The sequence below is a fragment of the Polyangium sp. 15x6 genome (assembly GCF_029960785.1).
Classification (GTDB): domain Bacteria; phylum Myxococcota_A; class Polyangia; order Polyangiales; family Polyangiaceae; genus Polyangium.
The window spans coordinates 98,576-120,361 of the sequence record NZ_JASBQE010000032.1; the positions used below are offsets into that span (position 1 = coordinate 98,576).

Genomic DNA, 21,786 nt, shown 5'->3' on the forward strand with positions numbered 1-21,786 from the left:
CGGCCCGTCAGTTGAGCTCGCTCTCCGGGCGTTCGGCCTGCTCGGCCTCGAGGAACGTCGCGGTGATCTCGCGTTCGAGCGCCAAGCTGATCTCCCGCTCGATGCCCTCGACGCTGCCCGCGAGCCGGGCGACGTTGATGGCATACACGAAGATCCGCGCACAAGGCGCATCATTGCGTCCGCTACGCGAGAGCTCGTCGGAGACGAGACCATCGAGCAGGACGAGCGCCCGCGGATCGACGCCCTCGGCGACGAGCTCCATGCCCGGGACGTCGGAGACGTACACGTCAGCCCCGTCGACATACCGGCGCAAGACGGGATTCAACCCGGCGATCGCCTTCTGTGCGAGGCCGGCAAACGCCTCGCGACCCGGCGCCCACGGGGGCAGCCCCATCTCGATGTCGAGCTCGCGCGCATGCAGGAAGGCCTGCGTCGCGCCGCGCATGTCGCCTCGTTCGTCGCGAACGAGCCCGAGGTAGTAGTACGCCTCGACGTGCCGCGGATCCTTCATCGCCGCCTCTTCCACGAGCCGCGCGGCCCGCTCTGTCTGCCCGATCTCGTAGAGCGCGCGCCCGACGAGGAACGTGTGATTCGGGTTGTCGTAGGGTCCGCTCGGAATCCGCTCGACCACCCGTGCCGCCTCTTCCGTGTCCCCCTTCGCGAGCAGGGCATCGAACTTGAGGAGGAGCGCGTCGATGATCTCCTCGTCGACCTCGGCGAGATCGAGCGCCTGGTCGCACATCTCGATCGCCTGGTCGTACTCGCCGAGCGGGTGGATGTAGACCTCGGCGGCGTTGAGCATCGCCTCCAGGTACGTGTCGTCGAGGGCGATGGCCTGCCGGTAATTCTCGATCGCCTCCTCGCCGTCCCCTTCGAGGGCCGCGACGTAACCGAGGAGGTTGTGGGCCTCGGGGGAGTTGGGATCGAGCTCCAGCGCTCGGCGCGCCGAAGCCTCGGCGCCGCGGGTATCCCCACGCTGAACGAGATCCCACCCGCGATCGAGGTGGGCCGAGAACTGGTCCATGACGGCCTCAACAACTGTTCGACACTCCGCCCCAAGTCAAGTTGTTAAGGAGGGTGTGGGCTCGATGGCCCACACCCTACGGCCCTCAACTCCGCTTCGCTTCGTTCGGGCCTACCCGGCGTTCGGGGCTGCTGGCTCGGCAGATACGTCCAGGCGGACCAGGGAGGCCTGGGTTTCTGGTTTTGTGGAGGATTACTCGTGGACGACCACGAGCGTGCCGCGGTTCTCGGGCGTGGACCAGACGGCGTGCCAGCCGCGGGGGAGGCGAGGCTCGGCCCAGAAGAAGATCTTCTTCGCGTCGAGGGGAGACAGGTTGACGCACCCGTGGCTCATCTCGCGGCCGAAGTTCGAGTGCCAGAACGCGCCGTGCAGCGCGTACGAACCCTCGAAGTACGCGACGTACGGGACGTCCTCGATGCTGTAGGGCAGGTCGCCCGCGACGGTCCCGTCGCCATCCATGGTCACGGCGATGTGCTTCTCGCGGATCCGGAACGTGCCCTTGATCGTCGAGTGATCCTTCGCCTTGTTCGTCGACCTCCGCCCCGGCGACACGAGCGCCGCGTACACGGGCTTGTCGCCCTCGATCGCGAGGATCGTCTTCCGCGTGATGTTCACGTCGATCCACTTCTCGCCCGGCGCGAGATCCGCCGGCGGAGGGCCGGGCTCGGTGTACGTGGCGTCAACGCCCTTCATCCACCAGCCCTCGGTGGTCTGCCGGTACACGACCGACTTCACCGTCGCCGTCACGCCCGTGAGCCCGACCGCGGTGAACCGAGGCGCCGGGCCCTTCACCTTCACGTTCTTGTGCTCGTCGTCGATCTCGAACTTCGACGACTTCGTCGCGAGGATGAAGCCGACCTGCTTGACGCCCTCGGGCACGTCGATGCCCTGCGAGGTCGGGGGCTTGACGATGTACATGCGGTCGCTCGGCGCGACGAGGCCCGCCGTGGTCTTGTACCAAGTCCGGCTGTTCCACGAGAACGTCTTGTCCACCGCGACGAAGAAGCCCTTCACCATGCGCTTGGCGACGGTGCCGTCGGCGTCCGACTCGAGTTCCTTCAGCGTGACGTTGACGGGCTTGCCCGGCTCGATCTGTTGCCACCAGGGCTTCGGCGGCTCCTCGACCGCAGGCCCCGCGTCGAGCATCGCCGCGACCTCGGCCGAAGGCATCGGCGCAGGCGCGCTCGGAGCGCCTTCCTGGCCCGCCGGAGCCGCCGTGGTGTCGGCCGCCGCAGAGGTGCTCGCCGAGGGCGTCGCCGCGGCCGACGCCGTTTGATCCTTCGCCGCCTCTTCCTTGGCTGCGCTCTCGGCCTCTTCTTCGGCCTTCTTCTTCTTGCGCGCCTTCTTCGCCATCTCGAGGTACGGCTCGTACTTGATCATGTCCTCCTTCGAGGGGACCGATCGGTAGAGCGGCGTGCCATGCGCCGTGTTGTAGGCGTAGCGATAAGGCAGCACCTCCTCGAGGTTCGGCGCGGTGATGCCCATGCGAACCTGGGGGTTCGACAGATCCGTCGTCGCGTACTTGCCGCAGACGTAGCCGCCGTCGAGCAGGCGATACCAGCCCTGCTGGCACGAGGCGTTCTTCGTCGGGTTCGGATCGACCGGGACCTTGCCGCCGAGCCGGATGTAGCCAAGCCGCTTCTTGCTCGACTCCATCGTCGGATAGACCGGCGTCTGCACCGCCAGCCCACCGAGCAGCGGGCCGGTGTACGGCTTCTCGGCCTCGGCGACCTCGGCGCTCGCGTCGACGGCAGCGTCGGCGCCCGCATCTCGGGAGTCAGCCGGCGTCGCCGTCGCGACTCGCGCAGAACCCTTCGGGGCCGGGGGCGTCGTGGGGGGAGGGGCGGGGAGCTGGCTCGTGCGCGTGGGCTTGTCGACGGAGGCGCCAGGCGGCGCATCCCCGTGGCAACCGCTCGCCCACGCGACCGCGCCTGCAAGGCCCGCGGCAACCGCGAAGCCGAGCGCACTCGCCGCGAGCGTGGAGGGCGCCTTCCCCTCGGGAGGAGGAGGCGGCGCGGGCTCGCGACCCGCAGGCACGCGGGAGTTCATCGCCACGCGGGGTCGATCTTGTTCACGCCGAGGCCGATCCACTGGAGAGCTTCCCATCGCCGAAAAATGCGCCTCGTCTTCTCGACCAGACGGGCTCGGGGGTCTTCGTACCCGTTCCTGCATCGTCGATCCAGTTCTCTGCAAAAGGGATGAGAAAGCCCCCTGAAAGGAACGTGCCACGGAGCGCTCGGCCCCGATGACGCCCGGCCATGCGCTGCTACCGTAGGGTCCGTGGAGCAGCGGACGCGGCCCCGTGGCCGGAAAGACACGAACGAGCCGGTCACGCCTCTCGGGCGAATCCGCGCGGCCGCTCCACGCGCCTTCGTGGTTGCCCTGACGATCGCGCTCCTCCTGCATCTGCCGCTGCTGCCGACGCGTCTGTTCGCTTGGCTCTCCCTCTTGTTCGGCGAAGAGATGTCGATGGTCGACATGGAGGGCGAGGTCGTGATCCCCATCGATCTCGATCTCGTGCCCGGAGAAACCGCAGCGCCGGCACCCGCGCCGGAGTCCGAGCCCGTCGCCGCGGAGCCCGATCCCGCCGCCGAACCCACGAAGCAAGCCGAGCCGAAGCCCAAGAAGAGGGCAGAGCCGGCCGACGCAGGCCCGGATGCCGAGGCACCGGACGCAGGTCCGGACGCGGAAGCCGAGGACGCAGGCGCAAGCGACGCGGGGCCGGAGGACGCGGGGGTCCCCGATGCAACGCCTCTCGATATGGATGGCGGCACGCAGGCGCCCGATGCAGGCGCGCCGATCGCGGAGCTGCCGGACGCAGGCGCCGATGCGGAGGCGGTCGCGAAAGCAGAGCTGGATGCGGGGCCGGATGCTGCCGCCCCGGCGCCCGTCGCGGAGCTGCCCGACGCAGGCGCGGACGCCGGAGGCCCGAAGCTCAAGGATCCGCTCGCGGCCGCGGGTTCGGCCGCGGAGATCGCCTCGAAAAACCCGAACGTACAGGTGCTCATCGCCGGCGACCGGATCCGCAAGCACGAGCTCGGGACGTGGTTCAGCCGGATCCTGGTTGGCATCCCGCAGTGGCAGTCCTTCTTCAAGGACACGCCCATCGATCCCATCCGCGACCTCGATCACCTGCTCATCGCCGGCCCGCAGTTCCGCGACTCGCGCAAGGTCGTCGCCGTGATGGACTTCAACGTGCCCGAGACGAAGATCCGCGGCGCGATCGAGGCCATCGTCAAGCGCAGCGATCCGCCGGGGCGATGGCTCGAAGATGCGCCCGTGCCCGCCGCGATCGCCAAGGCCGACAAGGGCGAGCGCATCTTCGCGCTCGTCCCGGGCAAACGGATCCTCGTGGTCCTGCCCGCCGACGCGAAGGGCGAGCTCGCCAAGGTGAAGTCGACGAAGGGCTTCAACAAGTCGAGCGGCGTCGGGATCGCGCTCTCGATGGTCACGCCGCACCGGGCGTTCAAGGGTCTGCCGTTCGAGATCCCCGACACGTTCAAGTGGATGCGGCTGTCCGTGACGCCGACGGACGACGGCGGCGCGGATGTGCTGCTCGAGGCGCAAGACAAGGACGCGGACCTGGCCCAGAAGCACGCCGGGGAGCTCGGGCCGATCGTCGAGGGGTTCCGGAAGGTCGAGATTCCCTTCCTCGGCCGGTTCGAGGTCCTCGGGCCGACGCCGTTCGTCGCGGAGGGGGACCTGGTCCGCGCCACCACGCACGTGACGAACAAGCAGCTCAAATACATCATGAGCGCGGTCGAGCAGCAGCTCGCGAAACAAGCGAAAGCCGCGGAAGAGGCCGGGAAAAAGGCGCCCTGACGCACGCTCGGCCCACAGCCGGGCCTTCGAAAAAGCCCGGAAGACTAGCCAGGGCGCGCGCGTTCGGTTAAGTCGACCCGCGCGCGACGCGCGACAGAGCCATGCCCGCCGATCAAACGCCTCACGAAGTCCTCGCCGAGCTCGCCGGTCATCCGCGCGGCGACGATCTGGCCCGTCTCGTTCACGCCATCGCGTTCGCCTGCGCCGACGAGCGAAGGACCTCGCTGCCCGACGGGGCCCGCGACGCCGCCTCCAGGCTCGGGCTCTCGAGCGAGGACGCCGAGACCCCCTTCGGCAACGTGCTCGCCGCGCTCGAACGGAGCCCGAACGAGCCCACAGGGCCCGCGACACGCGCGCTCCTGTCGGCGCTGCTCGCCCGCGGCATCGCGCTCGCCCCGCCGGAAGGCGTAGAAGCCGAGCGGCGCGTGGTCGAGGCGCTCGCGTGGGTCGCCGCGCACACGCCGCTCGATGCGCTCTCCGCGATCGACGCCGCGCTCGGGCAGAAGGCAGACGGGCTCTGGCGGGAAGCCGCAGCGCTCGTGCGCAGGGCGGACGAAGGAGCCGCGCCGCTCGTGGGGCGCGCCGGAGCGCTCGTGGTGGCCGCGGCGCTCGGCGCGAGCTCGTCGTCGGCTGCGCGGGGCGACGCGCGGACGCTCGCCGCCGAGGCGCGTGATCCCGTGGTGCGCGCGCTCCTCCAGGACGCGCGGAGCCCCGGCGCCGCCGCGGCCGCCGGGGAGCTCGTCCCGCCGCCTCGTGGTCCCGTGGCGCTCGTGCTGCTCGCCGTGACGGGCCTGCTCTTCGTGATGCCGATCGCCCGCCTGATCGGGCGTTTCGTGCTCCGGTACCGTTGCCCCGCGGAGATGCGGGTCTCGCCGCGCTCGATCACGGTGCTCGCGAAGACGGAGCTGCTCGGACGGACGGTGCGCGAGCGGGAGATGGTCTTCCCGGTCGAGGGCCTGACGCGCGTGGCCCGCGAGGTGCGCTATCCGCGGCTCGCGATGTACGCGGGGCTCTTCGCGCTGGCGATCGGCAGCTACGTGGGCATCTCGCTCTTCGTCGACGGCGCGCGCGCGGGCTCGCCGGATCTGCTCGGCATGGGCGCGCTGCTCGTGGCCGTCTCCATCGCGATCGACTTCGCCCTGACGAACCTGATGCCCGCCTCGCGAGGTCGCTGCCGCGTGGTCCTCGTGCCGCAGAAGGGCCCGACGGTCGCGCTCGGTCGCCTCGACCCGACGCTCGCGGACAGCGCGCTCGGCCGCCTGCTCCAGAGCAGCTCGTCCTGACGGCGGCAAAAGCGCCTCTCGGAAAAACGATCGAGAATTTGGCCCGACGCGCGCGCCTCGGATAGGGGACGTCGTGTACCGGCGATCCGGCGCGCGTGGCGCAGCCGGGTGGGCGAGGACCGACCCCAGAGGCGTACGCGCGTGGTGCGCGGCCGAGGCGGCAGCCTGCCGGATCGGGAGAGGTGTCTCATGCGACGCAAGAGCGAGATGCTGGCGGAGCTCAAGCAGATGTTGAACGAGGCCCTCCGCGCGCAGAGCGCGGGCGAGAGCTACACCAAGCTCGCCAAGGCGCAGGGCGCGGTCGACGGATACATGCGGGCGCTGCTCGACTCCGGCGTCGCCACGAAGCAGGAGCTGCTCGAGCTCGTCGCCTCGGAGCGCGCGCGGGTGAACGGCCCGGCGACGCGTGAGATGCTGCTGGAGACGGCCGCGGAGATCGCCGCGGCGTAACGCGGATGGGGAAGGGAAGGGCGCGCCCCGAAGAGCGCGCCCTCGTCGTGGATCAGGGCGAGACGATCGCGACGTCGCCGCGCGGCCCCGCCTCGCCGAGGTGGCGCCACCAGTTGACGAGCATCAGCTTGCCCTCGACCTCGATCGGGCGCGAGAACGCGCCGGCGAAGCCGTCCTGCTCGACGGCGCGCACCTTCCAGGTGATCTGATCACCGGTCGGCGTACCCACGGCATACCGCAGCTGGCCGGCCGTCGCGTCCTGGTAGGTGACGTGGATCTCGCCGCTCGCGCCGACGTAGATCGCCGAGTCGTCGCCGACCAAGTGCTGGCCGTCGTCGAACTTCGTCGTCCCGTCGACGGTGAGGCCGTCGTCGACGATGCCCGTGACCTTCACGGTCGTGCCCTTCGTGACCTGCGCATAACGGAGGCCTTCGGACAAACCGTCGACGTAGGAGAGGTGCCAGTCGCCCTTCTCGTCGATGAAGAGCGAAGAGCCGATGCCCATGTCACCGGTGTCCGTGCCGTCGGCGGCTTGCCCGTCGACGATCGTCGTCTGCCACATGCCCGCGTTCTTCGAGGCGATCACGAGGTTGCCCCGGATGCGATCGTAGAACGCGAGGCCGAGCCCGCCCGCGGGATCCTGCGCGAGCGAGATGTAGTCACCGATGGCCTCGGGGTAGGTGTCGAGCTTCGCGGCGTCGATCGTGTCCGCGCACTGCGTCGCGCCGCCGATGTCCACGCACGCCGAGCCCGATCCGCACTTGGGATCGCACGCCGTGAGTTTCTCCTGGCAGCGACCGGTCTCCTGCACGCACACGTCACCGAGCGCGCAGTTGTACGCGCGGCACGGCGTGGCTTCGTCGACGGCCACGTCCTCGAACGTCCAGTCCGTGTCCCCCGGCGTCGCGGTCGTCGCCGCCGCGAGGCGGACCTTCGAGATGACCGCGCCGTCCTTGCCGGGCTCGATCGAGAGGTACGCGATGGTGGGTTTGTCGCCGCCCGCCATGAGAAGCTTCGCGTACCGCCCGATGTCGGACTGCGCCTTCTTCTCGACCGTGACGATGTTCCAGGCGCCGCCCACGCGCTGGGCGAACTTGAGGGCCCTGTTCGTCCGGTCGTAGTAGGCGACGGCGGGGTTGCCGTCGCTGCCCACGGCGATGCTCGTCCACGTGCCGACGTCGTCGCCCGGATCGAGCTGGCCGCCGCGGAAGCCGTTCTTGTTGTACTTCGTCGGATCGACCGCGGGCTCGGCCGGGACGCCGTCGATCGCGGTCCAGCCGACGCTCGTGCCGTTCCACGTGCCGACGACGAGATCACCCCAGCTATTTTCGTTTGCCCAGTCCGCCTCGACGTACCCGGCGATCCAGATCCCCTTGCTGGAGACCGCGACCGACGTGTACGCGCCGATGAGCCCGGGGTCGAGCGTGGTGCAGCCTGGCGCGACGCAGCTGTACCCCGCGGCGATCGCGCTGTCCTCACCACCGCAGTTGCAGCCGGCGAACGAGCCCGCCGCGCCGATGATCGCGAGCCCGGAGAGCGCGCGGATCGTGCGGCGCGACGAAGCGCGACGCGCGGGAGCGGGAGCCTGTGCAGGCTTCGCAGCCACGGCCTTCGGCGAACGGCGACGGCCGAACCGGATCACCGCGCCGAGCAGCGCGAGGCCGACGATCCACATGGGCTTGCCCTGCGTGCGATCGTCGCCGACGACGGCGCAGCCGCAGCCCTCGCCCGTGATGAGCGCGCGACCACGGATGAGCGCCTGCGAAGCCTCCGCCACGTTGCCCTCGGCGTCCTCGGCCTCGATGTCGATCTCGGCCGCCTCGCCCACGTCGACCATCCCGAGCTCGGTGGCGGGCTTCCACCCGGACCACGCGCCGCCGTCGAGCCGGTAGCGCACGCGGGACTCGCCGCCGCCGCCCACGAAATCACGCACGTCGATGGACACGCGGTTGCCTTCCTGCACCTCGCCGACCGCGATCACGGGCGGCTCGGCGTCGATCACGACCTCGATCTCGGCCGGGGTCTCGTCGAGCGTCTCGGGCTTGCCCACGACGCGCGAACGCACGCTCACCGTGTGCTTGCCCTGCAGACGCAGCCACTCGTCGCGCACGTCGACGGTGCGCTCACGCGTGAACGGCTTCCACATGCCGTGATCGACGCGGTACGAGTACTCGACGGGCACCGCGCCCATGTCGCTCGGCGACGACATCTGCAGCGTCACGACCGGCGCGTTCTCCTCGTCCACCGTGCCGAGGCGGAAGCCCGTGCGATCGAGCTTCTTCTCGATCACGCGCGCCGTCGTCTCGATCGGCTCCGCCTTCGCAGCCGACCCCGGGTTCGGCGCGACGGGCGACGCCTGGCCGACGCCGAGCGTCGCGAAGATGCCGAGATAGTTGTCGCTGCCCTTCGAGAGCTTGCGCAGACCGGCAGAGCCCTGGCCTTCGACGGTCTCGGGGATCGTGAGCGTGAGGCCCACCGAGCTGAGCGCGTCCGCGAGGTCGATCGCGTTGATCCCGCCGAGGAACTGCGAGCCGAGGCTGCCGAGGAGGCCCTGGAGCGCGCTCGCGATGATCGCCGGATCCTCCTTGAGGAGCTCGGAGTTCGTGACCACGCCGTTCGACACGCCGATCTTGTCGAGCACGGGGAGCAAGCCGTCCGGCGTGACCGTGAGGTTCACGGGGACGTCGAGATCGAAGGTCGCCGTCATGAAGCGGATGAAGCGGTCCGTCGACCAGATGTAGAAGTCGAACGAGGCCTGCTCGAGCTTCACGCGGATGAGCGGATCGGCGTTGATGTCCGTGCCGTTGCCGAACGTCGCCGTCGGCGGGCGGCCCGGCCGGACGACGAGCGCGACTTGCTGCGCCTCGCGCTGGATGCCGAGATCCCTGAGCGAGTTCGCGAGCAGCGAGAGCGTGCCCGAGGCGAGCTGCGGCACCGTCTCGGTGGAGATGCCGAGGCAGAGGAAGCCGCTGTTGTACATGCCGTTCAGCGCGTAGTTCGCGAACCGCTCGGAGACCGCGACACCGACGTGCGGGCCGTCGAGCCCCGCGGGCCAGTTCGAGACCGTGTTGGCCTGGATCTCGTCCGGGATCGGGATGCCCGTGGGCAGCTGCATCTCCGAGAACTTCACGCACTGCGAGATGGGCGTGGGCTCCGCGCCGCCGTACATGCCGAGCGTCGCGCCGCCATCGATCGGGTTGAGATCACCCCACGCGTAGCCGCTGTTGTCGGTCCGCTGGCCGGCGCCGCCGACCGCGAAGAGGATGTCGAGGCCACCCTTCGTGCCCGGCGAGACGCTCGCGAGCAGGCTGCCGAGGTTCACGTTGCCGTCGGTGCCGAGGATGATCGAGGCGCACTCGTCGCCTTCGGCCGTTCCATAACGACAAACGCCGCCCACGTCGTTCGTGCCGAGCGGGCAGGAGGGGTTCAGATCCGGGTTCGCCTGCTGGCAGAGCTGCTCCTCGATCGTCTCGGAGAGCGTGCCGATGAGCTCGCCGACGAGCAGATCGAAGACGATGCCCTTCATCGCGTTGAGCACGAAGTTCGAGAACCCGCCACCGCAGAACTCGAGCGAGTCCTGGAGCTGGGTCTCGTTGACCGAGAGCGTGCCGACCTTGACGCGCGAGTAGCCGTGCCGCGAGTGCGCCGGGTTCGTGTCGACCTCGATCGAGATGTCGACGTTCAGATCGATGTTCGCGAACGTGGACGGCGTGGTGCAGCCGTTGCCCGTCAGGCGCGCCGTGGCGCTGTCAGGGATGCCGAAGTACGAGATGTCGATCGGCAGGTCCTGGAGCCGGAGCGGCAGCGGGCCCGTGATCTTGATGTTGTGCGGCGTCGACGTGTCGATGTTGAGCTGGGCGTTACCGACGTCGATCTCCGCGACACACTTCGGCGGGTTCGAGCCCTCGTTGGGGCCGTCGGGGCAAACGTCGTACCCGATGCCCGCGGTCGAACCGCTCGTCGAGGGGATGGGGAACGTGACGACGCCGCCGCTGCCGTTGCCCCCGAGGAGGCTCTTGGCCAGAGGCCCGAGGTTCTGCTCGAGGAACGTGAGCCCGGATTGCGTGAGCCGCACCGAGCCGGCGTTCTCGATCCGAGCCTGTGGATCGAAGCCGCCGGGCAAGGGTGTCATGCCACAGCCCGAGCATCCGCTCGAGCAACCACCGCCGGCACAACCGGCGATGAGGATCACGACCATGATCCCGATGAGATGTCTGAGAAAGCGAGGCATGGCGAAGACCTCCGAAGCGCCACCGATGCGGCCTCTCGCACACGCCAGAGGCCGTTTTTCACCGGATTTGCGCGATCGTACGCGTCCTACGGCGCACGCCGCAAGCGTGACGGACGGGGCGTCTCCGCGTCAGAGCGGGCAGCCGCCGTTGATCTTCACCGCGCTCGCCGCGAACTCCGCGCCGAGCTGCACCGCGTCCGCGCACGTCCCGTCCGCAGCCGCGTTCGTGGCGTCGCACCAGTCGCCCTTGTAATCGATTTTTCCGTTCGCATCGCGCGCGCACTTCGCGATCGGCGTGGCGCCGTCGTCCTTGCCCGTCAGGAGCGCGCAGAGCGACTTCTTCGCGAGATCGACCTCGACGGCATCCGCGTCCTCGAGCGTGATGTACCCCTCGATCTTGCCCGCGTTGTTGAACGTGAACTGATTCTCTTCGGGGTACGGCTTGCAGAGGTTCAGCGGATCGAGGCCCTCGGCGTTGTAGCTGCCCACGCAGTTGTTGTTGGACGAGAGCTTCCCATCCAGGATCCGCGCCTTCTTGAGCGGCAAGAGGATGGGCTCACCTCCCTCGGCCGTGTACACGGGGACGATGATGTCCTGACCCTCCATGACCTCGAACGAGCCCTGGGACAGATCACTCGTGAACTTGATCGGCGTGATGTTGAAGCCGCCGACCATTTCGTTCACGAACGTATAACCGTCCGCGGGGCTCGCGACGGGCTTCGCGCCGCCCGTGCAGACGGTGTTCGTCGTCGTGTCGAAGTGGAGCAACCACGAGAACGTGCCCGAGCCGTCCAGGTTGCACTTCAAGTCTTTCAGCGCGACGCCGCTCGCGACGGTCTTGCCGATGAAGCTCGCGGCCGCGAGCGTCGCGGGCTTGCTGATGATGATCTGCGACATGCGCAGGCCGAACTCCGTCTGACCCGCGTTGTCGACGAGCGCGATACACGTGGGATCGGTCGTGACGCACTCGGCCGTGAGAGCGCAGTTCGCGCCCGAAGGAGGCGGCTGGGACGGCGGCGTATCCTCACCGCCGCAGCCGCTGCCGAAGACCCCGAGAGACAAAAGCCCGAAGGCCGCGAGCGACGCGGCCACGTTCGAAAAGCGCATCCGTGTTTCCTCCACGCAAAAAGGAGCGCGAAGACTATCACGGACGGCGCCCGCTCCGCGCGGGGCGGAGCGGGGAGATCACATCGTGCTGGCGCCGAACTCGTAGAGCTTCTGGATCTCGGTGACGCGCGCGGTGACGTCGTCGCGCACGAGCACGCCGACCTTGCCCGTACCTACCGCCTCGACGCAAAACGACGCCGTCGCCGTCGCGTGCACCATTGCGCGCCGCAGCGCGAGCGGCGTGATGTCGGACTGCGTCGCGAGGTAGCCGAGGAAGCCGCCCGCGAACGAGTCGCCCGCGCCCGTCGGATCCACTTCGTCCTCGAGCGGGAAGCCATGGGCCGCGAACACGCCCTCCTCGTCGAAGAGCAGCGCGCCGTGCTCGCCGCGCTTGATGACGAGGCGCTTCGGGCCGCGCGCGAGGATGTCACGCGCCGCGCGCCGGATGTTGTGGATGCCCGAGAGCTGCCGCGCCTCCTCGTCGTTCACGATGAGCACGTCGATGCGCTTCAGCATCGACGCGAGCAGCGTGGGCTCGCCCGTGATCCAGAAGTTCATCGTGTCGGCCACGACGAGGCGAGGGGCGCGCACCTGCTCGAGCACGTCGAGCTGAAGCCCCGGATGAATGTTGCCGAGCAGGAGGAACGGCGTGTCGCGGTAGGCCTCGGGCAGGCGCGGGCGGAAATCGGCGAAGACGTTGAGCTGCGTGTCGAGCGTGGTGCGGTGGACGAGATCCTGATCGTACCGGCCCGCCCAGCGGAACGTTTTGCCATTCGCCCGCTCGATGCCGCGCGTGTCGATGCCGCGTGCCTGCATGGCGATGAGCACGTGCTCCGGAAAATCGTCCCCGACGACGGCGACGACACGCACCGGCGCGAAGACCGACGCGGTCATGGCCGCGTACGTGGCCGAGCCGCCCACGACGTCGCGCGCCTTGCCCGAGGGCAGGTCGAGATCGTCGAAGGCCATGGATCCAACGATGAGAATCGGAGAGGACGTGCTCACGGCGGCCCCTTCTAGCACGAGAGATCCGGCAAAAGCCACGACAGCCGCGCCCGCGTCTGCTCGGGTACGAGATCACGTCGGGTCATGATCGCGTTCGCGAGCGCGCCGTGCGCCGGGCTCGTCTTGGGATCAGGCATGCCGCGGCTGAGATCACGGAGCGTGCGCCGCGCGTACACCACGTTCTCCCGAAGCACCGCGATCACGGCCTCGACCGTCACCGACTCCTCGGTCGCGTGCCAGCAGTCGTAGTCCGTGGACATCGCGAGCAGCGCATAAGGAAGCTCCGCCTCGCGCGCGAGCTTCGCCTCGGGCATCGCCGTCATGCCGATCACGTGCACGCCCCAGCTCCGATAGAGATTGCTTTCCGCGCGTGTCGAGAACTGCGGCCCCTCCATGCACACGTACGTGCCGCCCTTGTGGACCCTCTTCTGCGTGCCGTCGACCTGCCGCATGGCCGCCGCAGCAAGCGCCGTGGAGAGATGCGGGCAGACCGGATCGGCGAAGGCCACGTGCCCCACGACGCCACCTTCGAAGAACGTGCTCGTGCGGCGCTTCGTGAGGTCGATGAACTGATCGACGATCACGAGATCCCCGGGCGCGATGTCCTCGCGCATCGATCCCACCGCGCTCACGCTGACGAGGTGCGTGGCGCCGAGCTTCTTCAGCGCGCACACGTTCGCCCGGTAGTTGATCTCCGTCGGCGAGAGGCGATGCCCTCGGCCGTGGCGCGGCAAGAACAGGAGCGTCGTCCCCGAGTCGCGATCGCGACCGCGGAACACGACGTCGCTCGGCGGGCCGTACGGCGTCTCGACGTCGACCTCCTCGACGTCGTCGAGATCCTCGAGCGCGTACACACCGCTGCCGCCGATCACCCCGAGGACGTGGCTCATGTGGAAGCTCCGACCTTCCCCTCGGCGAGCATCCGCTCGCAGAGCAACGCGTGCCGGCCGCGACGACAACGCTCGGCGAACACCACCGAACGGAGCTGATCGTACGCCCGATCGAGATCGTCGTTCACGATCACGTAGTCGAAGAATCCGTAATGCTCGATCTCGCTCTTCGCGGCCTGGAGGCGGCGCAGCGTGGTCGGCTCGTCCTCGGTCCCGCGGCCGCGCAGCCTGCGCTCGAGCTCGGTGAGCGAGGGCGGCAGGATGAACACGGAGGCGGCCTCGGGCATGCGTGCCTTGATCTGCCGCGCGCCCTGGTAGTCGATGTCGAACAACACGCCGCGCGCCTCGCGCTTCGCGATCTCGATCTCGGCGACGCTCGTGCCGTAGTAGTTGCCGTGCACCGGCGCCCACTCCGCGAACGCGTGCTCGCCGATCATCCGATCGAACGAGTCCTTGTCGATGAAGTGGTACTCGCGCCCGTCCGCTTCGTTCGGGCGAGGCTTGCGCGTCGTGTGCGAGACCGAGAAGCGCAGGTCCGGGAACTCCGCGCGCAGCCGGTTGCAGAGCGTCGTCTTGCCCGCCCCGGAAGGGGAGGAGACGATGAGGAGGAGGAAGTCGCTCACCATTCGTGTCGGTCTCGTGCTGGGGTTCTGGGCCTTCGGACGCGTCCGCGTCACTCGACGTTCTGCACCTGCTCGCGGAGCCGCTCGAGCTCGACCTTGATGCCGACGACGAGCTGGCTGACCGAGGCGTCCTGGGCCTTCGCGCCGAGCGTGTTGGCCTCGCGTACCATTTCCTGCAGAAGGAAGTCGAGCCGCCTCCCCACGGGCTCGCCCCCGCTCGACGCGAGCACGCCTTCGAGCTGATCGAGGTGGCTCCGCAGGCGCGTGAGCTCCTCGGTGAAATCACTCTTGTCCACGAGGATCGCGAGCTCGAGCTCGAGCCTGCCCCGATCCACCGTGAGCTCCGCGCTCGCGAGCAGCCGTTCGAGCCGCTCGTGCAGCCGCCGCTGCGCCGCTTCGCGCAAACCGTCCGCCTGCAAAGCGATCGCCTCGATGAGGCGCCGGAGAGCCTGGCACCGCCCCGACAGATCTGCGTGCAGCGCCTCGCCCTCCGCGCGGCACATCGCGTCCATCCCCGAGATCGCAGCCTCGATCGCGCGCCTGACCGCGTCGCGCACCGCGGCGAGCTCCGGCCCCGCCGGCGGGATGAACAGATCCGGCACGGCCGAGAGCAACGCGAGCGGCAGCTCCGCGCCCGGCGCGAGTTCGTCCCGCAGCGCGAGGAGCTGGCGGAACGCCGAGCGCGCGCGCGCCACGTCGAGCGTCGCCGCCGTCAGCACCGGACCCTCCGTGCGCACGACGAGCTCGACACGTCCGCGACGCAGCCGCTCGCGCACCACCTGCTCCGCGAAGAGCGCGATCTCGGCGAGCTCCCGCGGCAGCCGCGTTCGAACGTCGAGGAACCGCTGGTTGACGGAACGGATCTCGGCGAGCACGCGGCCCTCTCCGAGGGTCACCTCGCCGATCCCGAACCCCGTCATGCTCCGCATGGCTCTGCCGGATACGTCGCTCACCGAAAGAGTGCAACAACGTTGGTTGTCGCACCCGCAAAAATTGCGCTCTCCCGCGGACTTTGCACGCGTCGCTCGGCCGCCCGCCGGGCGGCTTCGGCCGGCCCCTGCGCCCGGAGCGCCTCCAGGTACGCGATCGTCGGGGCGATGCCGTCCTCCCACCGCACGGAAGGTTCGTACCCCAGAATTTCCCCCGCGAGGCTCACGTCCGCGAGCGAATGCCGCACGTCACCCGGGCGGGCCGGGCCGTGCTCGACCGCGAGCGTCCGCCCGAGGACGCGGCCGATCTCGACGCAGAGCGCGTTCAAGGACACGCGCCGTCCGCCCGCGATGTTGACGACCTCGCCCGCGAGCTTCCGCGGCGACGCAGCGGCGAGCAAGTTCGCCCGCACCGCGTTGTCGACGAAGCAGAAGTCGCGCGTCTGTTCGCCGTCGCCGAAGATCCGGATCGGCCTCCCCGCGAGCGCGGCGTCGACGAAGCGCGGGATCGCCGCTGCGTACGGCCCCTCGGGCGTCTGGTGCGGACCGAAGACGTTGAAGTACCGCAGGCACATCGTCTCCAGGCCGTGGATCGAGGAGAAGACGCGGCAATAACTCTCGCACGCGAGCTTCGTCGCGGCGTACGGCGAGAGCGGCATCGGCGGCATGTCCTCGCGCTTCGGCAGGACGGGCGTCTCGCCATACGCCGAGGACGACGCGGCGAACACGACGCGACGCACGCCGACGCGGCGCGACACGTCGAGCACGGTGACGGTGCCGCCGACGTTGACGGCGTCGCTCGTGACCGGGTCTTCGACGCTGCGCGGCACGGACCCGAGCGCGGCTTCGTGAAAGACGACCTCGACGCCCGCGGCGGCCTTGGCGACGGCCTCGGGGTCGCGGATGTCGCCCTCGATGCGCTCGACCGCGGAGGAAGGGGAGATCCCGTCGAGGTTCTCCCACATCCCCGTGGCGAGGTTGTCGAGGACGCGTACGCGTTCGCCCGCGGCGACGAGCGCCGCGACGATGTTGCTGCCGATGAAACCGGCGCCGCCGGTGACCAGGTAACGAGGCGTGGACATGCCCGTTTCGATGCTCGAACGCGCAGGCGCTCGCGACTTACTTCTTCTTGAACAGATCGTCGAGGCGGGCCTTCGACTTGGCGATCTGCGCGGACGTATCTTCCGGGACGCCGTTCTTGAACGTGAAGAACGTGCAGAAGTTCGCCTTTTCCCGGTCGGGGATGTACTCGGCGATCCGCTCCTTGCACTGGTTGTGCGCGGACGGATCCCAGTACTCGCAGTTCTTGCAGCAGTGCATGTCGACGCCGCAGTGTGGGCACGTGTCGGCGCGCTGGAGCTTCACCTCGAAGACGAGCTCGTTCTTGCACTTGTGGCAGAAGTGGCGCTTCTGCTCGACCTTCGGAATCCAGCCCATCGGTCTCTACTCTCCCCTCAAACGAGGCCCTTGCGGCGCTGGATCTCGTTCTTGATCTTCTGGTACTCGACCTCCCAGGTCCGAGTCCCTTCCTGCAGGTTCTTCATCTTGTTCCGGACCTCGGCGTCGAGCTCGTCGTCGGCCGCGAGGTACTTCTTCAGAACCGGCCGCATGCGACGCCGGAGGTCGTGATCCTGACCGTAGACCTCGTCGACGTTGCCCGAGTGCATGAGCATCTCGATGCACTGGTCTAGCAAGTAGTCGAGGATGTCTTCGCCGATCTTGATGCCTTTTTGTTCGGCGATGATCTTCCGGATCCGCCCGAGCTCCGAGGGCGGCAGGCCACGCGACTCCAGCGTGGCCTTCGACTTGTCCATCACTTCCTTTTCCGTCGCGAGGTACTGAGAGAAGACGGACTCCAGGTCGCGGACCACCTCTTTTCGGTCCTCACACTCGATCTCCCCGTTGTCCGCCAGGGTTTTGACGATTTCTTCGCTGAGAGGGGCAATTTTACCGCTAAAGAGGCGCATCCAACGATCCGTAGCTTCAGGGGAGCGGGGCACCGGATCCCCGCCAACTTGGGTTCTTCGGCTGGGGCTTCGGCCCCCGAAAGGTACGGGCCGTACTTCGGAGATGTCAACGCAAGCCGCGTTCTTTTTCTGGGCCCGCACGGCGAAAACGCACCTAGAGGAGCAGTCTCGATATGATGGGTAAGGATGCGATGGCACCGAACGTCCCGGCTCGTTCCGGCGCGGTCGGCAACGACGGGGGGCTCGATCCGGACGCACGGAAGCGGCGGATTTTGCGGCGTGGAGCGGTCGGTAGCGCGGCTTCGCCCGCGTCGCAGACCCTCCTGGCCGACGCTGGAACGATCCAGCGAGTGACGCGCGGCCGGCCGCTGGTGACCCAGGGCGACCCCGCGAACTCGGTGGTGATGCTCGGCAGCGGACGCGTCCGCCTGGTCCGGGCGCTGAACGAAGGGCACACGCTCTCGCTCGGCTACCGCGGCGCAGGCGACCTCCTCGGCGAGGCCGCGCTCGGCGGCGTCCCGAACCACCGCGAGAGCGCGATCGCCACGGAAGACGTGGAAGCGCTCGTCGTTCCGATCGCCACGATCCGCGGGCTCATGTCCTCGGATCAAGCCTTCGCGAACGCGCTGGTCGGCGCGCTCGTGGAGCGCAACGCCGAGACGGAAGAGCGTCTCGCCTCGATGCTCTTCCGCAACGTGGAAGCGCGTCTGGCCGAGTTCCTGCTCAAGGCCGCCCAGCGCTGGGGCATCCCCGACCCGCGCGGCGTCCTGATCTCGGCCCCCTTCACGCACCAGGAAATGGCCAGCATGATCGGCTCCACCCGCGAGACCGTCACGCTCACCCTGGGCGAGCTTCGCCGCAAAGGCATCATCGAGGTCGACCGCCGTCGCATCGTCGTGCTCGACCGCGAAGGCCTCAAGACCCGTACCTGATCGCGCGTTCTCGACGGAGCCCCTGGCGGGAGATTGGGGCGTTGCCCCAAACCCCAGCCGGGGGCTGTCCGCCCCCGGCACCCCGGACCAGGCACGGCCTGGACCGAGGGCCGAGAAACCGCGCGATGCGCGGTTTCTCGGACGGGCCCGGGACAAGACCCCCCACCACCTCGCCAACCAGGACAGCGACGCGGACGTGTCGCTTGACGACGTTGTCCCTGTCGACAGCGCGCATCGCACGCTGTCGCCCTCGGTCCAGGCCGTGCCTGGTCCGGGTCCAGGGGCGGACAGCCCCTGGTCGGGTCCGGGGTGAAACCCCGGCGCGGCGGTTCCCTAGCGATTCCGCTTCGACGTCGGCACGCGCGTCGGCGCTCGCCCGCCGAGCTTCAACCGACGCATCACGGCCACCTTTTGCCGTTCCTTGTACTTCGCGTGGCTCGCGTCTCCGAGCTCGTTGGCTGCTTCCGTCTCGCGGTCGATGAGCTGGAACTCGCACAACACGAACACGATCGGACCGAGCGCCCATGCTGCCGGCGGCGCCAGCTCCATGATCTCGGGCGGCAGCCGCACCGGCAGATCCACCACGAAGTGGATCACGCGATAGCTCTGATCACTGAACGTGTTGTTGCTGAGCGTCAGGCCATCATCCACGCCTGCCTGCAGCTCGCGAAGCAGCATGCGCAGGAACGGGTGACGCTCGCAGTAACTACGGAAGTGAAAGATTGTGTTCGTGCTCTGCCCGGGCACGACGTAGTTGAACGGGAACAGCCGCTCCGACAGGTAAAGCAGGATCGGCAGGATGTCGTCTGCTTCCCGCGTCACGATCCGGAACCGCAGCTTGTCGTAGATCGCGGCTGCGGTCGTATCGGTCTTCGAGAGCAGCTTCGTGTAGAGCGAGTCCTTGTTCTTCCGCCCCCCGATGAACTCCGTGATGGGGAAGCCGGCCGCGAGCATCCCGCCCACGATCCGATAGACCTTCTCCTCCACCAGGTGAAACACATCCTGGTCGGACATCGGGATCGAGAAGAGCAGCTCGCGCCCCTCGAGGTGATGGATGATGTGCATCGCCTTCAGGATCGTGCAGGCGCAGAGCTGCCTGTGACCCTTGCCCGAGGCGAGCACCAGGAGCTCCTCCACGGAGCAACGAGCGACGGGCTTGGGGATCGGGAACTCGAAGTGTCGACGTAGATAGGCGATCGCCTCGTTCTTGATCGCCTCGAGCCGCGCGCGATCTGCGGGCTCTTCGGGGCGGAACTCCTGCGCTCGCAGGAGCACGCGCGCCTCTTCCTCGTCGCGAACGTGGAGCCTGTGCCAGTCGACGACGGAGTCGCCTCGCAGGATGAGACGCACCGCCTCGAGGTCCATCAAGGAGAACTCGTCGAGGCCCTTGAGAGAGCCGACGGTGTCGTACGTCATGACCCGAGGTTAACAGCGCGGAAACGGCCTCGCGCGTTCACGCACGTGCGTTCGGCGGCGAGGGCGGGGGCGCGTTCGGCGTCCGGCCGAGCGAGAGCGTGCCAAAGAAGATGCCGATCGTCAGAACGACGACGGCCGCGTGCCCGAGATATGCACCACTGCACCCAATCGCGGCGAAGGGAGCGAGAGCGGCCAGGTACCAGGGCGTGATCTTCATCGGTCCTCCATCAGTGCAGGCGACCCGACCCTCGGGTCGCCCTCCGACGCCGCGGCGCGGCCCCCGTCCAGGAACGACAGGGTGCGCTCATCGGCGACAGATAAGAGCATGTAGGATAAGCTGCCACACCCCAAGCCAACGGGCCAAGAAGTAGCGGTGTCTGGGGCGCCGCATCAAGCGAATTCGTCACACGTTCCGTTCCCGCACGAAGCCTTACTGGCACGAACGGAGAAATATCCAACGGATTCGTACGCTTGATGGCCGACTTGTAGGTCGTTTCTCGACCCGCGAACCGTGTCCCGGGAGACGCAGGCGATGCTTGAAGGACGCTCTCTGCCTCAGCGAAGCGGCACGGTGATCTGCTCGGCGTCTCCGAGCGTCAGCGTGCGCTGCATCGAGTCGCTGCGATCCGCGCGGTCGATGCGGATGTCCAGTGCATACGACCCGTCCGGCAAGTGCACGGTCGTGTGGACGATTTTCGGCGCGCGCCCGGGCTCGTAGCGGAACGAGCTGCCGCTGACGGCTTCCGCCTCCCCGCCGGCCCGGGACCACGTCACGTCGAAGCCGACGACCGTGCCGGTCTCGCCGTCGAGACGAAAATCGACCGAGCGCTCCTTGGGCCAGTGCGGCGCGAGCGACAGGACCGCCGCGCCGCCGCCCGCGAGCAGGAGCAACGACAGGAGCCGTCGCCTCCGCGGCGAAGGCGTGAACAAGGGCTCCGCCGATCCTTCGGCCTGCGGCTGCGTCTCCTCGTCCGTCGTCGTCTCCCGCTGCATCGGCCGCAACGTGACGAGGGGGAGAGGGGAAGTCAACGTGAGGCGCGGATCAAGGCGAGCGGTTCGCGCGGATGCGGCCGACGAGGCCCATGATGACTTGATCGGGCAGGTTGCCGAACGGCGGCATCCGGTTGCGACCTTTGCGGATGACCTCTGCCACCTGCTCGTCCGTCACCTGCCCCTGCCAGTCCGAACGCGTGAGATCGGGCGCGCGCACCATCGCGCCTTGCGGCCCGTCGCCCTTGCCGCGCTGGCCGTGACAGCTCGCGCAGTTGCGCTGCCAGGCGATCTCCACGAGGCTCTGATCGGGCCCCTGCTCCGCGGAGCTGCGAGGACGCGCGGCGACCTGCCCGGGCTGTTGACCGAGCGGCTGATCGTGATCCGTCGGCTTCCACTCGCGCACGTCGCGCGAGGAGGAATCACATCCCGTCGCGAAGACGAGCGACGAGCCGAGGAGCAGCGACGTGAGGACGAGCGGGCGCATGGCCATGAAGGGATGATGGGCCCGGGGCGGATTGGCCAGCGTTTTTCGGCGGCTGGTCTCGCCTCACCCCGGGGTTCGGGCGGGGAGGGAAGGGACGGCGGGAGAGGAGGGGAGATGCGGGATCGTCAGGGCGCGCAGGCGTCGAGGACCTTGGGCGCGCCGCCGTCGACCGGCATCTTCATGATGGGCTTGCCGTTGATCGCCGCGTTGATGAAGTCGGTGCGGCGGTTCTGGGCCTTGCCCTCGGCCGTCTTGTTGTCGGCGACGGGCTTCGTCACGCCGAACCCGACCGCGATGAGGCGCTTGCAATCGACGCCCTTGCCCACGAGGTACTTCGCCGCCGACTGCGCGCGGCGCGCGGAGAGGTCGAGGTTCTTCGCCGCGTCGCCGTCCGCGTCCGTATGGCCCTCGATGCGGAGCAGCGTCACGTTCGGCTTCGAGTCGAGGTACGACTTGACCTGATCGAGGATCGGGAAGCTGACCGGCTCGAGCTCCGCGCTGCCCGTCTTGTAGACGATGGCGCCGGGGAGGAGGAGCTTGTTGCCCTCCATCTTGAGCTCGGGCGCGGGCGCCGCGGCCGGCGGGGGCGGCGGGGGCGGCGGAGGCGGCGGGGGCGGCGGCGGGGGCGGC

20 protein-coding genes are annotated in these 21,786 nt (G+C 68.7%); 4 read left to right on the top strand and 16 right to left on the bottom strand.

Annotated features, from left to right (window positions below; all coding sequences use genetic code 11):
- Positions 1-7: 7 nt before the first annotated feature.
- Together QHF83_RS23920 and QHF83_RS23925 are read right to left on the bottom strand one after the other, a co-directional pair.
- The gene (locus tag QHF83_RS23920; RefSeq protein ID WP_282420233.1) at positions 8-1,024 is read right to left on the bottom strand and encodes a tetratricopeptide repeat protein; all 1,017 of its coding nucleotides are present in this window, start codon (positions 1,022-1,024) and stop codon (positions 8-10) included.
- A gap of 192 nt (positions 1,025-1,216) precedes the next feature.
- The gene (locus QHF83_RS23925) at positions 1,217-3,073 is read right to left on the bottom strand and encodes a L,D-transpeptidase (protein ID WP_282420249.1); all 1,857 of its coding nucleotides are present in this window, start codon (positions 3,071-3,073) and stop codon (positions 1,217-1,219) included.
- 231 nt (positions 3,074-3,304) lie between these two features.
- Here QHF83_RS23925 and QHF83_RS23930 point away from each other — a divergent pair, with 231 nt between their 5' ends.
- The 3 genes from QHF83_RS23930 (at position 3,305) to QHF83_RS23940 (ending at position 6,579) form a co-directional block, all read left to right on the top strand.
- Complete coding sequence (locus tag QHF83_RS23930; protein ID WP_282420234.1) at positions 3,305-4,846, top strand: hypothetical protein; 1,542 nt, start codon at positions 3,305-3,307, stop codon at positions 4,844-4,846.
- Between the two features lie 101 nt (positions 4,847-4,947).
- The gene (locus QHF83_RS23935; RefSeq protein WP_282420235.1) at positions 4,948-6,129 is read left to right on the top strand and encodes a hypothetical protein; all 1,182 of its coding nucleotides are present in this window, start codon (positions 4,948-4,950) and stop codon (positions 6,127-6,129) included.
- A 189-nt stretch (positions 6,130-6,318) separates the two neighbouring features.
- A complete protein-coding gene (locus QHF83_RS23940) occupies positions 6,319-6,579 on the top strand; it encodes a hypothetical protein (RefSeq protein ID WP_282420236.1) in 261 nt (86 codons plus the stop codon).
- Between the two features lie 52 nt (positions 6,580-6,631).
- On the opposite strand, the gene QHF83_RS23945 is transcribed toward QHF83_RS23940, so the two are convergent.
- From QHF83_RS23945 to QHF83_RS23985, 9 genes are all read right to left on the bottom strand, one after another.
- On the bottom strand, positions 6,632-10,810 hold the full coding sequence (locus QHF83_RS23945) for a hypothetical protein (RefSeq protein ID WP_282420237.1): 4,179 nt from the start codon (positions 10,808-10,810) through the stop codon (positions 6,632-6,634).
- Between the two features lie 129 nt (positions 10,811-10,939).
- Entirely contained in the window at positions 10,940-11,917 is a 978-nt protein-coding gene (locus QHF83_RS23950) for a hypothetical protein (RefSeq protein ID WP_282420238.1), read from the bottom strand.
- Between the two features lie 78 nt (positions 11,918-11,995).
- The gene (locus QHF83_RS23955) at positions 11,996-12,922 is read right to left on the bottom strand and encodes a PfkB family carbohydrate kinase (protein ID WP_282420239.1); all 927 of its coding nucleotides are present in this window, start codon (positions 12,920-12,922) and stop codon (positions 11,996-11,998) included.
- 11 nt (positions 12,923-12,933) lie between these two features.
- A complete protein-coding gene (mtnP, locus tag QHF83_RS23960; RefSeq protein ID WP_282420240.1) occupies positions 12,934-13,812 on the bottom strand; it encodes an S-methyl-5'-thioadenosine phosphorylase in 879 nt (292 codons plus the stop codon).
- Positions 13,809-14,438, bottom strand: coding sequence for a guanylate kinase (gene gmk, locus QHF83_RS23965; RefSeq protein ID WP_282420241.1), 630 nt, complete (start codon positions 14,436-14,438; stop codon positions 13,809-13,811). The genes mtnP and gmk overlap by 4 nt, the downstream gene beginning before the upstream one ends.
- Before the next feature lie 47 nt (positions 14,439-14,485).
- Positions 14,486-15,364 (bottom strand): YicC/YloC family endoribonuclease, encoded by an 879-nt coding sequence (locus QHF83_RS23970; RefSeq protein WP_282420242.1) that lies wholly within the window; start codon positions 15,362-15,364, stop codon positions 14,486-14,488.
- Positions 15,365-15,384: 20 nt separating this feature from the next.
- Positions 15,385-16,446: an NAD-dependent epimerase/dehydratase family protein gene (locus tag QHF83_RS23975; protein WP_282420243.1), complete on the bottom strand. Its 1,062-nt coding sequence runs from the start codon at positions 16,444-16,446 to the stop codon at positions 15,385-15,387.
- 37 nt (positions 16,447-16,483) lie between these two features.
- Positions 16,484-16,801, bottom strand: coding sequence for a hypothetical protein (locus tag QHF83_RS23980; protein ID WP_153817484.1), 318 nt, complete (start codon positions 16,799-16,801; stop codon positions 16,484-16,486).
- A gap of 17 nt (positions 16,802-16,818) precedes the next feature.
- Positions 16,819-17,331: a DUF507 family protein gene (locus QHF83_RS23985; RefSeq protein ID WP_136929694.1), complete on the bottom strand. Its 513-nt coding sequence runs from the start codon at positions 17,329-17,331 to the stop codon at positions 16,819-16,821.
- A gap of 191 nt (positions 17,332-17,522) precedes the next feature.
- Here QHF83_RS23985 and QHF83_RS23990 point away from each other — a divergent pair, with 191 nt between their 5' ends.
- On the top strand, positions 17,523-18,263 hold the full coding sequence (locus QHF83_RS23990) for a Crp/Fnr family transcriptional regulator (RefSeq protein WP_232379562.1): 741 nt from the start codon (positions 17,523-17,525) through the stop codon (positions 18,261-18,263).
- Positions 18,264-18,596: 333 nt separating this feature from the next.
- Here QHF83_RS23990 and QHF83_RS23995 read toward each other — a convergent pair whose 3' ends face one another.
- The 5 genes from QHF83_RS23995 to QHF83_RS24015 all read right to left on the bottom strand — a co-directional run.
- Positions 18,597-19,679: a TIGR04552 family protein gene (locus QHF83_RS23995; RefSeq protein WP_282420244.1), complete on the bottom strand. Its 1,083-nt coding sequence runs from the start codon at positions 19,677-19,679 to the stop codon at positions 18,597-18,599.
- Between the two features lie 37 nt (positions 19,680-19,716).
- Positions 19,717-19,896, bottom strand: a complete 180-nt coding sequence (locus QHF83_RS24000) for a hypothetical protein (protein ID WP_272423088.1) — start codon at positions 19,894-19,896, stop codon at positions 19,717-19,719.
- Positions 19,897-20,234: 338 nt separating this feature from the next.
- Positions 20,235-20,708 (bottom strand): hypothetical protein, encoded by a 474-nt coding sequence (locus QHF83_RS24005; RefSeq protein ID WP_282420245.1) that lies wholly within the window; start codon positions 20,706-20,708, stop codon positions 20,235-20,237.
- Between the two features lie 13 nt (positions 20,709-20,721).
- The gene (locus QHF83_RS24010) at positions 20,722-21,156 is read right to left on the bottom strand and encodes a cytochrome c (protein WP_282420246.1); all 435 of its coding nucleotides are present in this window, start codon (positions 21,154-21,156) and stop codon (positions 20,722-20,724) included.
- A gap of 125 nt (positions 21,157-21,281) precedes the next feature.
- Positions 21,282-21,786, bottom strand: a 505-nt coding sequence (locus QHF83_RS24015; RefSeq protein ID WP_282420247.1) for an OmpA family protein, incomplete at its 5' end; no start/stop codon positions are given.

Excerpts from the sequence above, each read along its gene's own strand:
- QHF83_RS23920 (WP_282420233.1), bottom strand. The coding sequence starts at position 1,024 with ATGGACCAGTTCTCGGCCCACCTCGATCGCGGGTGGGATCTCGTTCAG.
- QHF83_RS23925 (WP_282420249.1), bottom strand. The coding sequence starts at position 3,073 with ATGAACTCCCGCGTGCCTGCGGGTCGCGAGCCCGCGCCGCCTCCTCCT.
- QHF83_RS23935 (WP_282420235.1), top strand. The coding sequence starts at position 4,948 with ATGCCCGCCGATCAAACGCCTCACGAAGTCCTCGCCGAGCTCGCCGGT.
- QHF83_RS23940 (WP_282420236.1), top strand. The coding sequence starts at position 6,319 with ATGCGACGCAAGAGCGAGATGCTGGCGGAGCTCAAGCAGATGTTGAAC.
- QHF83_RS23945 (WP_282420237.1), bottom strand. The coding sequence starts at position 10,810 with ATGCCTCGCTTTCTCAGACATCTCATCGGGATCATGGTCGTGATCCTC.
- QHF83_RS23950 (WP_282420238.1), bottom strand. The coding sequence starts at position 11,917 with ATGCGCTTTTCGAACGTGGCCGCGTCGCTCGCGGCCTTCGGGCTTTTG.
- mtnP (WP_282420240.1), bottom strand. The coding sequence starts at position 13,812 with ATGAGCCACGTCCTCGGGGTGATCGGCGGCAGCGGTGTGTACGCGCTC.
- gmk (WP_282420241.1), bottom strand. The coding sequence starts at position 14,438 with ATGGTGAGCGACTTCCTCCTCCTCATCGTCTCCTCCCCTTCCGGGGCG.
- QHF83_RS23970 (WP_282420242.1), bottom strand. The coding sequence starts at position 15,364 with ATGCGGAGCATGACGGGGTTCGGGATCGGCGAGGTGACCCTCGGAGAG.
- QHF83_RS23975 (WP_282420243.1), bottom strand. The coding sequence starts at position 16,446 with ATGTCCACGCCTCGTTACCTGGTCACCGGCGGCGCCGGTTTCATCGGC.
- QHF83_RS23980 (WP_153817484.1), bottom strand. The coding sequence starts at position 16,801 with ATGGGCTGGATTCCGAAGGTCGAGCAGAAGCGCCACTTCTGCCACAAG.
- QHF83_RS23985 (WP_136929694.1), bottom strand. The coding sequence starts at position 17,331 with ATGCGCCTCTTTAGCGGTAAAATTGCCCCTCTCAGCGAAGAAATCGTC.
- QHF83_RS23990 (WP_232379562.1), top strand. The coding sequence starts at position 17,523 with ATGGCACCGAACGTCCCGGCTCGTTCCGGCGCGGTCGGCAACGACGGG.
- QHF83_RS23995 (WP_282420244.1), bottom strand. The coding sequence starts at position 19,679 with ATGACGTACGACACCGTCGGCTCTCTCAAGGGCCTCGACGAGTTCTCC.
- QHF83_RS24000 (WP_272423088.1), bottom strand. The coding sequence starts at position 19,896 with ATGAAGATCACGCCCTGGTACCTGGCCGCTCTCGCTCCCTTCGCCGCG.
- QHF83_RS24010 (WP_282420246.1), bottom strand. The coding sequence starts at position 21,156 with ATGCGCCCGCTCGTCCTCACGTCGCTGCTCCTCGGCTCGTCGCTCGTC.